The organism is Megasphaera cerevisiae DSM 20462, assembly GCF_001045675.1.
GTDB classification, from domain to species: Bacteria; Bacillota; Negativicutes; order Veillonellales; family Megasphaeraceae; genus Megasphaera; species Megasphaera cerevisiae.
On record NZ_LEKT01000003.1, the window covers coordinates 83,920 to 98,355 of the forward strand.

Genomic DNA, 14,436 nt, shown 5'->3' on the forward strand with positions numbered 1-14,436 from the left:
CTTGTTTTTTAATGAAAATCTAATCTAATTTTAATCGTATTTTAATCTTGCGGACTGATTTATGTTATTTTCCCGGTGTGAATTTTGTAATCAGAACGTGGCGGGCAAAAATAACAATTGTGGCGATGAAGCAGAGAATCCCGAGAATATCGGCAGTGCCTTGGAAATCATTGCCGACCAGAGCCAGTGGATTTTCACTGCCGCCGGAGGTGACGGAAACGACAATAAGCAAGGCGATGATAACACCCATGAGACTTTCGCCGACAATCAGGCCGGAGGCAAAGAGCACGCCACGGTGACTGCAGGCATCTACATCTTCGTCTTCATGTCCCGGACTGCGCTGGGCGGCTCTGGTTTTGAGATATTTATGAATGACGTAGCCCATGACCGAACCGATAACCAAGGGAATTTCCAAGGTTGGCGGCAGATAGATGCCCATCCCTACGGCCAGAGGCGGCAGGGCAAGTGCTTTTGTGTGCTTCGTGAGAAGCAGATCGACAATAATTGCGATAATGCCTACGCCGATACCCAGAAGAATATAGTTCCAGTCAAGGCTGGAACTGAATATACCTTGGGCGATCGTGGTCATCAGGGTAGCCTGCGGAGCTGCCAGGGCATGCGTCGGATCCATGCCGGCACGGGGCAACGCCCCGGGGAAGCCGTAAGCTTGATACAGCAGATTCAAGACCGGCGCGATGGCAAAAGCGCCGATTACGGAACCTAAGATCAAAGCAATCTGCTGTTTCCAGGGAGTAGCGCCTACGAGATACCCTGTTTTGAGATCCTGCAGATTATCATTGGAAATAGAAGCGATGCTGACGATGACACTGGTAATGAATATCGCCAGCGCGGTGGCAAATTTTGTTCCCTCCGGATTAGTAAACACACCAAAGGAAGATCCGATGGCGAGTACGACCAAGGAAGAAACGATGATCCCTAAAATACCGATACCGGAAATCGGGCTGGCCGATGTGCCGATCAAGCCCGCCATATAACCGCAGGCAGCTGCAACAAAGAAGCCCATCAATACTGCGACGAGAATACCGACAACGATATAAATAATCGAAACCATAGCAGGCAGTCCAGCAGCACTGACAAAGGTATAGAACGTAATGAATAAGCCGATCAGAATCGCAATAAACACAATACCGACAGACTTTGGCGACATATCGATATCCGTGTGATGCAGTGCTTTCTTTTCTTCCGTGTCATTAGCCCGAAGGGCGCTGATAGACATTTTGATGCCGTCAACGACCGGCTTGGCCAGCCGGATCAGAGTCCATACGGCTGCAATGCCGATGCAGCCGGCACCGATAAAGCGGACTTTTTCTGCCCATACGGCCTTGGCAAAGGCTGCAGCGGCTTGTCCATCAGCCGGTGTCAGCACACTGGTCAGATACGGAACGAATACGGCCCAGGCCAGAAGCGTGCCAACCAAAATCGCGATGCCGCTGGCGATTCCGATCAGGTATCCGGCGCCGAGGAGCGCCATGGAAAAGCCCATAGGCAGCTGGGTAGTAGCCGTTTTTCCTAAGGAAATCCAATAGCTGAACTCCGAAGAAAGAATGTGGAATCCGTTGGCGCAAAGACTGACAATACCGGCTAAAGCCGTACCGCCGACGATATCCTTCATGCCCGTTTCCTTTTTGGCCCCGGTGTTGCCGTTGGCTTCGCTTTCCCGGATGTCGCTGCCAACCTTCAGAATTTCAGCCGCAGCGCGCCCTTCCGGATACGGAAGATCGCTGTTGACGACCATAGCGCGGCGCAGCGGAATAGTAAACAAAACACCGAGAGAGCCGCCGCAGCCGCAGAGCAGCAGCGTCTGCCAGAATGGGAAGCCCTGCCAGTAGCCAAGCATCAGCAGGCCGGGCAGGATAAAGATGATGGCAGATAACGTACCAGCGGCAGAAGCCTGTGTCTGTACCATGTTGTTTTCCAAAATATTGGAATCTTTGAACATGCGCAGGATTGCCATGGAGATGACTGCGGCCGGAATGGACGATGAGAACGTCAGGCCGACCTTTAACCCCAGATACACGTTGGATGCCGTGAATATGACCGTAATAAGCATGCCGAGAAACATGCCGCGGAAGGTCAATTCAGGCAGGGCTGGGTAGTTCACAGTCAAATTTGATTGTGACTTCATACTAAAACCCCCTAATTCAAAATTTTATAAGGACGGTATATCAGGTATGGACTCTATATAGAGAAGACCATTACACATATACAGTATACCATGATTTTATTCTGCCCGTCATATGCGGCGCGATATGTGGGAACGTTTGTTTTATAGTACTATTTATTTTTATTTTGTGGATTTTTATGCAAATAAAGCCGCCTGTGCAGCTATGTATATTGCGCAGACGTGGTATAATAAATAATACAGATGAATATGTACCGCTGATATCTGAACGGTCTAAAGGAGGACTAGCATCATGAAAGATACTGAAATAATTGATGGCGTGCTGAAGGAATTTGCCGGTCTGGCGAAACATCCCCGTCCCTCGCACCACGAAAAGGAAGTAAGCGATTATATTGTCCGGCGGCTTCGTGACTTGGGAATCGAAGCAATCGTACAGGATGAAGTCTATAATGTGATTGCTGATGTACCAGCATCTAAAGGCTGTGAACAGATCCCGCTGACAATCATTCAAGGTCACATGGATATGGTTTGCGTGGCTAAGCCGGAGGTGGACTATGATCCGCTGCACAGCGAAATCAAACTGATCCGGGAGGGCAATATCCTGCGTGCCGACGGCACCAGTCTCGGTGCTGATGACGGCATTGCCGTTGCCATTGCGCTGTTTCTCATTCAGCAGCCTCTGGCACATGGTCCGCTGCGCCTCATTTTTACAGTTGATGAGGAAACGGGCATGACCGGAGCTACCCACCTGGATGCAAAATACGTGCAGGATGCTAAATATATTATCAACTGCGATTCTGAATACATCGACGTGTTGTGCGTCGCCTCTGCTGGCAGTGTTCATACTCATTTTCATCGGACTGTTTCCTGGCAGAAGCCGGCGAAAAATGCGGCCTTGAAGCTTATGACGAGAGATTTTGTCGGCGGTCACTCCGGAGAAACGATCAATGCCGGCAAGAGCAATGCTATTCAGGCGCTGGCACGGCTCCTGCTGCGTCTGACCCATGCCGGCATCGACTATACCCTGGCCTCCGTGGACGGCGGCGTAGCTGCCAATGCTATTCCGTCTGCTGCGGCCGCCGTCGTGCTGTTGGATCGCAACGATATTCCGTCTGTACAGCAGGGGCTGAAGGAAGCAGAACAGGAATTTGCACTTGTATACGGAGAGGCCGAAAAAACGGCGGCATTCGCAGCGGAAGAAACGGCCTTGCCTGCACGGGCATTTTCCTCCGCTGATACCAGGGCAGTCGTACAGCTTCTCTCGATTCTTCACTGCGGCGTGTTTGCCATGAATCAGGTATTGCCTAAGCTGCCTGATCTGTCAGCCAATATCGGCACGGTCCGCACAGAAGACAATCAAATTGTCTTTCAGTATTTCCCGCGCTCCTCTTCAGATGCCCGGCTTCGTGAATTGATGCTGACTTTGCCGGTTTTTGCCGAACTGACAGGATTTACCGTCGACATAGCATCGCCGGAACCGGCATGGACAAAGAATCCTCACAGCACACTCGTGCCTGTGATTTCCGAGGTGTACAGAAAGGAAGCAGGAAAGGAACCGCGTGTTGAAGCGATGCACGGCGGCCTTGAAACGGGGTATTTTTACGCTATGAATTCCCATCTCGATATCGTTTCCGTAGGACCGACGACACATGCGATTCATAGTGCCGATGAATCGCTGGAACTTGATACCGTAGCTCTTTTAGTACGAATTATTGCCGGCACGCTGGCAAAACTGAAATAAAAATTGTTCCGCCTGCGGCGGTAAAGAAAACCTGTGCCGGGAGCGCTGCTCTTGCGTACAGGTTTTTTATACTCTGGAATTGAGTGACTTCCGTGTTGTATAATAAAGGCAGCAATATGAGGACGGAGACTGCCAGGCAGGATACACGCAGTGGAGGAGCAAAAAATGGCGAAAATATTGATTGTAGATGATAACAGGCAGATCATTTCTATACTGTCTGAATATGCTAAAAAAGAAGGCTATGCTACGGTTGAGGCACTCGACGGCGATGAAGCGCTGACGAAGTTCCGGCAGGAAGCACCGGATATACTGCTGCTGGATGTCATGCTGCCTCATACGGACGGGTTTACCGTATGCAGGAAGATTCGGGAGCAGTCAAATGTTCCGATTATCATGATCACGGCCCGCGGAGAAGATTTTGAAAAAATTATGGGACTGGAAATCGGTGCCGACGACTATATCGTCAAGCCTTTTTCACCGGGAGAGGTCATGGCCCGTATCAAAGCGATACTGCGACGGCTTCGCCGGGAGGAAGCGCAGCCAAAGGTGTTTGTCTGGGACAACCTGACGATCAACTGGACGGAATATACAGTCACCATTAATAATGAGCCCGTATCGCTGACTAAAAAGGAATTTGAGCTGCTGTGGACATTGGCGGCGGGAAAAGACAAGGTATTTTCCCGAAATGAGCTGCTCAATCAGGTGTGGGGATACGATTATTTTGGCGACAGCCGTACCGTGGACAGTCACATCAAACGGCTGCGGGCCAAGCTGGAAGGATATCGCCATGATACGTGGGATATTCGGACTATCTGGGGCGTGGGGTATAAATTTGAGGTAGCAGGTCATGATAAAAAGTAAAATTGCGTTCAAGCTGAGTCTGAATTTTGCGGCAGCGCTGATTCTGTTTTCTCTCATTATCGGCGGTATCTTTTTGGCGCTGTTCAAAAATTACACTGTAGAAATTCACAAGCTGCAGCTGCAGAAATATGCTGAGGCCATAGCCGACACGCTGTCCGGTGAGCAGAAGCACGGCATGCGGGGGATGATGTCAGGCGCGTATATTCATTTTATTTCTGAAAGCACTGATGTCAATGTGTGGATCGTCGATGAAAATTTAAATGTCATCACGCCCAGTACAGGCCATATGATGGGTCATCAGGGGCACGACATGATGCGCGGGCACTATAACGTGGCGCAGCTGCCCCCCAATGCCGGGCAGGTCATACAAAATGTATTTAAAAATGAAACGGTGTTCAGTGAAGATTTCAGCGACGTTTTGTCGCAGCTTACACTGACCGTCGGCGTGCCGGTACGGCATGCCGACGGCAGTGTGTGGGGCGCCGTTCTGGTGCATGCGCCGGTGGAAGGGATGAATAAGGCCGTTGCGCAGGGTTTGATTATTTTGGGAATCAGTATTTTAGTGGCACTGGGACTGGTCTTTGCCTTGTCTCTCGCATTGGCGTATTTCTTTACAAAACCGCTGAATATCATGAAGGACGTGGCGCTGCAGCTGGCACAAGGGAACTATAAGGCGGCATGCCATATCCGGCAGAATGATGAGATCGGTGATCTGGCGGACACCTTGGATATACTGGCCGGGCGTTTGGATGAAGCCAGTAAGGAAAGCGGCAAACTGGAGCAGCTGCGCAAGGACCTGGTATCAAATATTTCGCATGAGCTGCGGACGCCGGTGACCGTTATCCGGGGATCTCTGGAAGCATTGTGCGATCACGTTGTCACAGACCCGCAGAAGGTAGCGGAGTACCACGAGCAGATGCTTATAGAAGCCAAATTTTTACAGCGTCTGATTGGAGATCTGCTGGATTTGTCGCGGCTGCAAAACCCGGATTTTGTTATTGAAAAACAGCAGGTACGGCTGGATGAAGTATTGTCTGATGTATGTCGCAGCGCACAGCAGATAGCCCGGCAGAAGGGTGTCGTCGTACAGTCGGACATCGCCCGGGATACAGTGCGGCTATGGGGGGATTATGGGCGGCTCCGGCAAATGTTCTTGATTGTCATTGATAATGCCGTCAAGTTTTCGCCTGCCGGCGGACAAGTGGAAATGACCGCCGGAGAACAGACCATTACGATACGCGATCACGGTCCGGGTATTGCGCAAGAACATCTGCCGCATGTTTTTGACCGGTTTTACAAGACCCATGGGGAGGATAATAAGACCGGCACGGGCTTGGGACTGGCCATTGCCAAGCAGATCGCGATGCGCCATCATATTGAGCTGTCGGTCCGGAATGCTCCCGGCGGCGGTGCCGTATTCTGTTTTATTATTCAGGAGCCCCTTGCAAAAGATGTTCCTGTTTTGTAGAAAAAAAGACACAGTTTTGACAAATATTTCTGGTATTGTATAGATATCACAGAAGGAGGTCCTGATGATGAAATATACAAAACGATGGATTATGGCCGGCGTGGCAGCAGCGATTATAGGCGTAAGCGGTTTTACAGCCATGGCGGCGGCTGATTATACCAATCCCCTGCAGCTGGTGGCTAATATTACGGGACGCACCGTGGAAAGCGTAGCCGATGAGCAGTATACAACAGGAAAATCCCTGTATACAATTGCTGATGAAGCAGGCAAATCAGCAGATTTTAAAGACGGCATGGTTACCCTGCGAAAAGAACGGCTGGACCAGCGCGTGGCAGATGGTACGATGTCGCGGGATCGGGCCGATGTCATTGTCAGCAATATGAAAGCTAATGACTCCGGCTATGGGTATGGCTGCGGCGGCGGTGGTTATGGCCCCGGTTGTGGCGGCTACGGTGGTCGTGGAAATTATTAGAAAGTAATAAAAAAGAACAAGAATCACAAAAGGAGCTGTTGCGTGCAACAGCTCCTTTATAATCTTACATCAAACGTTCATTTCCCCAATGCGTTCATACAGAAACGTTTCCCGGTTTCGTAGGGGCCCCATTTTTGGCGCCCTCATACACACCTGGCATTGTATGAATTTACACAGTGAAAATCAGGGTAGGTTCGATTTATCGAACTAGCATTCTTATGACAAGGATGCCCCATGAAAAATGGCGGGCGTAATGAATTACGCCCCTACGGTGCAGGAGAAGCTATTCGTGCTGTGTCCCATATAACACATATCACGGGATTGGGGTATGGCACATGATTCGGATGTGCGGGTTCGATGCCCATCCGCTGTTTTCCCAATGCGTTCATACAGAAACGTTTCCCGGTTTCGTAGGGGCCCCATTTATGGCGCCCTCATACACACCTGGCATTGTATGAATTTACACAGTGAAAATCAGGGTAGGTTCGATTTATCGAACTAGCATTCTTATGACAAGGATGCCCATGAAAAATGGCGGGCGTAATGAATTACGCCCCTACGGTGCAGGAGAAGCTATTCGTGCTGTGCCCCATATAACACATATCACGGGATTGGGGTATGGCACATGATTCGGATGTGCGGGTTCGATGCCCATCCGCTGTTTTCCCAATGCGTTCATACGGAAACGTTTAGCCAGTTTCGTAGGGGCCCCATTTATGGCGCCCTCCATATATCTGCCACATCACTCTTCAAATGGACAATGTTGAATATGGCCCGCAACATATCAAATTCCCAATGTCGAATTGGTCCTTTACGTGAACAAATACTTCGTGTCGTAGCTCAAATCCATGTACTGCGCAATTGTTTCATCATCAAACCCGTATTCTTCAGATTTGTTCATCAGGCCGCCCAGTCGTATCTGGACCTTTTTTCGGGGACCCACCGGTTCCTCATATTCGATGCGCAGCTGCCGGGCCTGTTCTGACCGGTCGTCTACCTGGACAAATACGCCGTGGTCAAAGGTCAGCTCAAAAACCTTTCGGAAGGCATGGGGCAGCTGAAAGCCGAAAGGAACGAAATATTTTTCGATAAAGCTGTTGGCGATAAGGATTGAGCCCGTATAGTCGATGGCGTGATGGAGCTCGTATTTCAAGTCACCGGCAGGAGATCGGAAGGGAACGGCGGCGGCGCCGTCGATGTCAGGAGCGGGCATGCCGTTATTATTTGTCAGTAATTTGTGCAGCGCCAGCTTTTTATCCTCATTAAAGCCGAAAATACAGGTATAGCCGCGAAGGCATGCTTCGTTGTACATAATAGGATGAAGACCGAAAGTTTCAATCTGGAATAAATCGTTCACGTGCTCTACAGCGACAATACTGAATTTATACTGGGAAAAATCAAAGCCGTCAAAAAATTGGGCTCTCATGGCAGCCTCCTATTCTGCGAATATGGGAGTATTGTTTTCAAAATGGCTGATCCGTGCCAGCGATTCGACACGATAGCCGGCACCTTCTAATTTTTGCCGTCCCGGCTGAAAGGTTTTTTCGATGACGATGCCGATACCGGCTACGGTGCTTCCCGCTTGCTCTACCAGCTGAGCCATTCCCATGGCCGCGGCGCCGCTGGCCAGGAAATCATCGATGATCAAAATATTTTCATGAGCGGGAAGATAGGTCTTGCTGATGGAGGCGGTGTACGTTTCCTCCTTCGTATACGAATAAATGGAGGCCGTATATTGCTCGCCCTGCGTCAGCAGGGACTTTTTCTTGCGGGCAAAGACGATGGGAATATTTGCCATTGCGATGGATGCAGCATACGCGACGGCAATACCGGATGATTCGATAGTGACGATGCGGTCTATGGGGCAATCACGGAAACGACCGGCAAAGGCCTGGCCCACATGTGTGATGAGGGCTGTGTCTATTTGCTGATTTAGAAAATTATCTACCTTTAGAATGCGATTGTCGATTACGATTCCGTCCTGTTGGATCCGCGTTTTTAATTCGTCCATTATAAACCTCCTGAAACTACCCAATAATAATAGTATCAGTCTAATACGATTTATGTATCAAGTCAATAAAAAATACTGTGCCAGTCAGTCATTTTCAAGGCTGGAGACTGTATTTTTCAATTTACTTATGGTAGTAAAACGGGTATACTTAGGGATGTAAAATGATATATCTATCTTTAAGGGAGGTCATGACATGCAGTCTATCCGACGTTTGTATGTTGCCAAGAAGAAAACTTTTGCCGATGAGGCAAAGCGAATGCTTACTGATTTACAGGAAAATTTATTGATCAGGGAATTGACTGATATTAAAATATTCCATCGCTATGACGTAGGAGGACTGGATGCGGCAGCTTTTGAAGCCGCAAAGAACATGATTTTCTCTGAGCCGCCTGTGGATGCCGTATATGACACGCTTCCGGCAGCGCCTGACGATACGGTGCTGGCGATCGAATACCTGCCCGGACAATATGATCAGCGCGCCGATTCAGCCATGCAGTGCCTGCAGATGCTGACCATGCAAAACGGCAGTCTGGTCCGTACGGCGCAGGTTATTGTGCTGTCCGGCAAGCTGTCAGACACCGATGTGGCGGCGATTAAGCAGTATTGCATCAATCCCGTTGAAGCCCGCGAAGCATCGCTCGATCCGGCGGAAAATCTGGAAATAGCCTGGGAAAAACCGGATGACGTAGCGGTGATCGAGGGTTTTATGGAGATGCCGGATGCGGCGTTGGCAGAGCTATCCGCCCATATGGGCCTGGCCATGAGCTTTGAGGATTTGAAATTCTGCCGCCAATATTTCCGTGACGAAGAAAAGCGGGACCCGACGATTACAGAAATCCGCGTTATTGACACCTATTGGTCCGATCATTGCCGGCATACGACGTTTATGACGGAATTGACGGATGTTTCCTTTGAAGACGGGAAATTTACCATGCCTGTCCGGCGTGCTTATGAGTCCTACCGGACGACGCGGGATGCTTTGAAGCGGCATAAGCCCCAGACCTTGATGGATATGGCGACGATTGCGGTTCGGGAACTCAAGGCGGCAGGGAAGCTGCAGAACCTTGATGAATCGGAAGAAATCAATGCTTGCACGATCATCATTCCTGTCGATGTGGATGGCGTGGAGGAGGAATGGCTTCTCTTATTTAAAAATGAAACGCACAATCACCCGACGGAAATAGAACCGTTCGGCGGTGCGGCTACTTGCCTGGGCGGCTGTATCCGTGATCCCCTGAGCGGTCGGGCGTATGTATATCAGGCCATGCGTGTTACCGGTGCCGGTGATCCCCGGCAGGCCGTAAAGGATACCTTACAGGGAAAATTGCCGCAGCGGACCCTGACGACCGGTGCGGCCAAGGGCTATAGCTCGTATGGCAACCAGATCGGTCTGGCAACGGGAGAAGTCAAGGAATATTATAATCAGGGCTTTGTAGCAAAGCGCATGGAAATCGGTGCGGTACTGGGGGCGGCTCCCCGTGAAAATGTCGTGCGGGAAGTTCCCGTACCCGGGGATATTATTATCCTGCTGGGCGGCAAAACCGGTCGTGATGGCATGGGCGGCGCGACCGGCTCCTCCAAAAAGCATACCGTTGCATCGCTGGAAACGTGCGGCGCCGAAGTACAGAAGGGCAACGCCTTGACCGAACGCAAGATACAGCGGCTGTTCCGCCGTCATGAAGTCACTGTGCTGATCAAGCGCTGCAATGACTTTGGCGCCGGCGGCGTATCCGTTGCCATCGGTGAATTGACAGACGGCCTGGATATCAATCTGGACAAGGTCCCGAAAAAATACGAAGGTCTGGACGGCACGGAGCTGGCTATTTCCGAATCACAGGAACGGATGGCCGTCGTCGTGTCACCGGAGCATGTTGCTGAATTTATGAGCTATGCCGCTGAGGAAAATCTGGAAGCAACCATTGTTGCGGTGGCTACGGATACGAAGCGCCTCGTCATGCATTGGCGCGACCAGAATGTCGTCAATATTACACGGGCTTTTCTCGATACCAATGGTGTGACACAGCAGCGCAAAGCCAGTGTTGCGGCTCCGGAGGATCGGGATTTCTTCCGGGCTCCGAACATAACTGATATAGAAAAAGCCTGGCTGGATACCATGGGCACCCTCAACATTGCGTCTGAACAAGGCTTGGCAGAACGATTTGACAGTACGATCGGCGCACGGACGGTACTCATGCCTTTTGGCGGAAAATATCAGAAAACCCCGGTGGAAGGTATGGTTGCCAAAATCCCGGTCCTTCACGGCAGCACCAAAACCGCCAGTATCTTCACCCATGGCTATGATCCGGATTTGGCTGTTTGGAGCCCCTTCCACGGTGCGTTGTATGCCGTCATTCAGTCCATTGCTAAAATCGTGGCTCTCGGTGGCGATCGCCGGAACGTATACCTGACCATGCAGGAATTTTTCCAAAGCCTCGGCACGGATGAAAAGGCATGGGGGCAGCCGGTCAGCGCGCTGCTTGGCGCATATACGGCGCAAAAGGCCATGGAGGTTGCCGCTATCGGCGGCAAGGACAGCATGAGCGGTACCTTTGAACATCTTACGGTGCCGCCGACACTCGTTTCCTTTGCCATCGTGCCGGAACGAACGGATCATATCATCTCTCCGGAATTCAAACAGCCGGGAAATGCGGTTCTTCTCTTTGATCTTCCTCGTGACGCCGAAGGAATGCCGGATTTTGAGGTGTTTAAGACGCATTGCGACTTCCTGCATCAGGCCGTTCTCGATAAAAAAATCAAGGCGATGCATGCTGTCGGACAGGGCGGCGTGGCGGCAGCCGCTGCGCAGATGGCCTTCGGCAATGGTATTGGCCTTGAAATAGACCCTGATTTTGATGTACAGGAACTCTTTGATCTCCGCTACGGTGCTATTCTTGTCGAAACGGATACGGACACAGCCGTCTCCTGGGTCCGCCGTGATCAGGTGTGCCGCGTCGGCCTGACCCGTGGTAATAGCTGCATGGAAGCTGCCGGTGTCAAACTCACGCTGGCGGCACTGCAGCAAGCATGGGAAGCGCCGCTGGGCAATATATTCCCGATTCACAGCGAAAGCAGCGCAGGTGACGCGTCACTGCCGCTCTTCACGACCTATGGGCCGCGTCGCAGTGAATCCTTTGGCAAACCGCGGGTCTTTATTCCGGTATGCCCGGGGACCAATTGCGAATACGATTCAGCAGCTGCCTTTGAACGGGCCGGGGCGTCGGCCGATGTTATGGTACTGCGCAATGAAAGCTCTCAGGCTCTGGCAGAATCCATTGAAGAAATGGCGAAACGTATTGCCCGGGCGCAGATTATTATGTTCCCCGGTGGCTTCAGCGCCGGTGATGAACCGGAAGGCTCCGGCAAATTTATTGCCACGCTGTTCCGCAGTGCCGCTCTTACAGAAGCGCTTGAAGCGCTCCTGTATAAACGGGACGGCCTGGCGCTGGGCGTCTGCAACGGGTTCCAGGCGCTGATCAAGCTGGGCCTGCTGCCGTATGGCAAAATTCAGCCCCTCAAGGCGGACAGCCCGACGCTGACCTATAACACGATTGGCCGTCATCTGTCACGGATGGTTGATACCAAGGTCGTATCGGTCATGAGCCCATGGTTCAGTAACGTAAAGGCCGGGGATATTCATACCATAGCGATTTCCCATGGCGAAGGACGCTTTGTCGCGGCGCCGGAACAGATTCGGGAGCTGGCAGCCAAGGGGCAGATTGCGACACAGTACGTCGATCTGGCTGGTAATGCTACCTATGACAGCATGTATAACCCGAATCAGTCTGTCATGGCTGTCGAAGGTATTACAAGCCCGGACGGTCGTGTCCTGGGGAAAATGGCGCATACGGAACGGTATAGTGCTAGTGATGTCTTTGAAAATATAGCGGGCAATAAGCTGCAGCCCATTTTTGCTGCTGGCGTGGCATATTTTAAATAGAAATATAAGGACCCCCTACGAAACCGGGAAAACGTTCTGCATTGGGAGCACAGCGAATAATTTCTCCTGCACCGTAGGGGCGTAATTCATTACGCCCGCCATCCTTTATGGGACATCCCGATCCTAATTTTCACTGTATAAATCCATACGCTGACCTGTGTATATGGGGGCGCCATAAATGGGGCCCCTACGAAAAATCGGGAAACGTTCCGCATGAACTGGGAGCACCGCGGATAATTTTTCCTGCACCGTAGGGGCGTAATTCATTACGCCCGCCATCCTTCATGGGACATCCCACCCCAATTCCCACTGTGTCAATCCATACGATGCCGTGTTTGCATATGCGGGCGCCATAAATGGGGCCCCTACGAAACATGGGCGTCGCATTTACCCTAATTTCCTATCGCGAATTTGTCCGGTCGGAACATGTATTCTGTCATAGGTACCTGTGCGCAAATGCATAATTACGGCATATATTCTTTATCCAATGCCCACTGCAATGGATTGTTTTCTATATATGTCATGATTTCGCACAACTCTATTTGACTGCGAATAACATGCTCGTAATAATTTCTCTGCCAAAGGGACTGCCGGCATAAATAAGATGTTTTTGCTTTGAATTGTCGTATCATTTGACCTAATGACACAGATGCATTATTTTTAATGAATAAAATGGCATGAACATGATTGGGCATGATAGTGTGTTGAATGATAGATGCTTCGATATGGGTATTCTGTATTTGGATCAATACCTGCTCAGCAATTTTTCCGTATGCTGATAATAATATGGAATCTTGTGTTACAGTACCTAATATGGTCCGTTTTCCTTTGGTACAAATCGTGATAAAATACATCCCTTCCTGTCGGTAATCATAATTCGGCAAGCGGATGTTTTTTCGCGTTGGTAACATGATTTTTCCTCCTATATACCATGATATTTCTCTATACATTCGATTATATAGTATTCAGTTTAAAATAAAATGAGAGGAACATTAAGATAAAATGAATTTAAATCACGCTGGGAAATAGTGAATGGTTTTTTCCTGCACCATATGGGATCGATTCATCGAACTCGCCCCAATTCTCACTGTGCCAATCCATACAACGTCATGTGTGTATGGTGGGCGCCATAAATGGGGCCCCTACAAAACCGGGAAACGTTCCGTATGAACTGGTGGGAGCACAGCGAATAATTTCTCCTGCACCGTAGGGGCGTAATTCATTACGCCCGCCATGCTACATAAGGAGTTAGGATTTATTACGCCCATCATTCTCCATGGAACCTTCCGATCCTAATTTCCCCTGTGTTAATTCATGCGCTGACCTGTGTGTGTATGGTGGGCGCCATAAATGGGGCCCCTACAAAACCGAGAAACGTTCCGTATGAACTGGTGGTAGCACAGCGGATAGTTTCTCCTGCACCGTAGGGGCGTAATTCATTACGCCCGCCATCCTTCATGGGACATCCTGCCCCTATTTCCACTGTATAAATCCATACGCTGACCTGTGTGTGTATGGTGGGCGCCATAAATGGGGCCCCTACAAAACCGGGAAACGTTCCATATGAACTGGTGGGAGCACAGCGAATAATTTCTCCTGCACCGTAGGGGCGTAATTCATTACGCCCGCCATTATTCATGGGACATCCCTACCCTAATTTCCACTGTGTCAATTCATACAATGCCATGTGTGTATATGGGGGCGCCATAAATGGGGCCCCTACGAAACTGAGGAAGCTTTTCCGCATGAATGCATGGGGAAACAAAGGATGGGTATCGAACCCGCACAATGTGCAAATCATGT

10 protein-coding genes are annotated in these 14,436 nt (G+C 50.3%); 5 read left to right on the plus strand and 5 right to left on the minus strand.

Annotation, left to right across the window (positions count from 1 at the left end; all coding sequences use genetic code 11):
* Nucleotides 1-64: 64 nt before the first annotated feature.
* Complete coding sequence (locus AB840_RS01780) at nt 65-2,146, minus strand: OPT family oligopeptide transporter (RefSeq protein ID WP_048513103.1); 2,082 nt, start codon at nt 2,144-2,146, stop codon at nt 65-67.
* Between the two features lie 289 nt (nt 2,147-2,435).
* Between AB840_RS01780 and pepD the strand changes: the two genes are divergently transcribed.
* From pepD to AB840_RS01800, 4 genes are all read left to right on the plus strand, one after another.
* On the plus strand, nt 2,436-3,884 hold the full coding sequence (gene pepD, locus AB840_RS01785; RefSeq protein WP_048513104.1) for a beta-Ala-His dipeptidase: 1,449 nt from the start codon (nt 2,436-2,438) through the stop codon (nt 3,882-3,884).
* Between the two features lie 165 nt (nt 3,885-4,049).
* Complete coding sequence (locus tag AB840_RS01790; RefSeq protein WP_048513105.1) at nt 4,050-4,745, plus strand: response regulator transcription factor; 696 nt, start codon at nt 4,050-4,052, stop codon at nt 4,743-4,745.
* On the plus strand, nt 4,732-6,213 hold the full coding sequence (locus tag AB840_RS01795; protein ID WP_200809916.1) for a sensor histidine kinase: 1,482 nt from the start codon (nt 4,732-4,734) through the stop codon (nt 6,211-6,213). The genes AB840_RS01790 and AB840_RS01795 overlap by 14 nt, the downstream gene beginning before the upstream one ends.
* 64 nt (nt 6,214-6,277) lie before the next feature.
* A complete protein-coding gene (locus AB840_RS01800) occupies nt 6,278-6,685 on the plus strand; it encodes a hypothetical protein (protein ID WP_072061718.1) in 408 nt (135 codons plus the stop codon).
* An 811-nt stretch (nt 6,686-7,496) separates the two neighbouring features.
* On the opposite strand, the gene AB840_RS01805 is transcribed toward AB840_RS01800, so the two are convergent.
* Both AB840_RS01805 and AB840_RS01810 read right to left on the minus strand, forming a co-directional pair.
* Complete coding sequence (locus tag AB840_RS01805; RefSeq protein ID WP_048513107.1) at nt 7,497-8,111, minus strand: hypothetical protein; 615 nt, start codon at nt 8,109-8,111, stop codon at nt 7,497-7,499.
* A 9-nt stretch (nt 8,112-8,120) separates the two neighbouring features.
* The gene (locus AB840_RS01810; RefSeq protein ID WP_048513108.1) at nt 8,121-8,696 is read right to left on the minus strand and encodes a xanthine phosphoribosyltransferase; all 576 of its coding nucleotides are present in this window, start codon (nt 8,694-8,696) and stop codon (nt 8,121-8,123) included.
* A gap of 193 nt (nt 8,697-8,889) precedes the next feature.
* Here AB840_RS01810 and AB840_RS01815 point away from each other — a divergent pair, with 193 nt between their 5' ends.
* Nucleotides 8,890-12,633: a phosphoribosylformylglycinamidine synthase gene (locus tag AB840_RS01815; protein WP_048513109.1), complete on the plus strand. Its 3,744-nt coding sequence runs from the start codon at nt 8,890-8,892 to the stop codon at nt 12,631-12,633.
* A 464-nt stretch (nt 12,634-13,097) separates the two neighbouring features.
* On the opposite strand, the gene AB840_RS01820 is transcribed toward AB840_RS01815, so the two are convergent.
* Together AB840_RS01820 and AB840_RS01825 are read right to left on the minus strand one after the other, a co-directional pair.
* A complete protein-coding gene (locus tag AB840_RS01820; RefSeq protein WP_048513110.1) occupies nt 13,098-13,544 on the minus strand; it encodes a transposase in 447 nt (148 codons plus the stop codon).
* A gap of 401 nt (nt 13,545-13,945) precedes the next feature.
* Nucleotides 13,946-14,272 (minus strand): hypothetical protein, encoded by a 327-nt coding sequence (locus tag AB840_RS01825; RefSeq protein WP_048513111.1) that lies wholly within the window; start codon nt 14,270-14,272, stop codon nt 13,946-13,948.
* Between the last annotated feature and the right edge of the window lie 164 nt (nt 14,273-14,436).

Excerpts from the sequence above, each read along its gene's own strand:
- AB840_RS01780 (WP_048513103.1), bottom strand. The coding sequence starts at position 2,146 with ATGAAGTCACAATCAAATTTGACTGTGAACTACCCAGCCCTGCCTGAA.
- AB840_RS01800 (WP_072061718.1), top strand. The coding sequence starts at position 6,278 with ATGATGAAATATACAAAACGATGGATTATGGCCGGCGTGGCAGCAGCG.
- AB840_RS01820 (WP_048513110.1), bottom strand. The coding sequence starts at position 13,544 with ATGTTACCAACGCGAAAAAACATCCGCTTGCCGAATTATGATTACCGA.
- AB840_RS01810 (WP_048513108.1), bottom strand. The coding sequence starts at position 8,696 with ATGGACGAATTAAAAACGCGGATCCAACAGGACGGAATCGTAATCGAC.
- AB840_RS01815 (WP_048513109.1), top strand. The coding sequence starts at position 8,890 with ATGCAGTCTATCCGACGTTTGTATGTTGCCAAGAAGAAAACTTTTGCC.
- pepD (WP_048513104.1), top strand. The coding sequence starts at position 2,436 with ATGAAAGATACTGAAATAATTGATGGCGTGCTGAAGGAATTTGCCGGT.
- AB840_RS01795 (WP_200809916.1), top strand. The coding sequence starts at position 4,732 with ATGATAAAAAGTAAAATTGCGTTCAAGCTGAGTCTGAATTTTGCGGCA.
- AB840_RS01825 (WP_048513111.1), bottom strand. The coding sequence starts at position 14,272 with ATGAATAATGGCGGGCGTAATGAATTACGCCCCTACGGTGCAGGAGAA.
- AB840_RS01790 (WP_048513105.1), top strand. The coding sequence starts at position 4,050 with ATGGCGAAAATATTGATTGTAGATGATAACAGGCAGATCATTTCTATA.
- AB840_RS01805 (WP_048513107.1), bottom strand. The coding sequence starts at position 8,111 with ATGAGAGCCCAATTTTTTGACGGCTTTGATTTTTCCCAGTATAAATTC.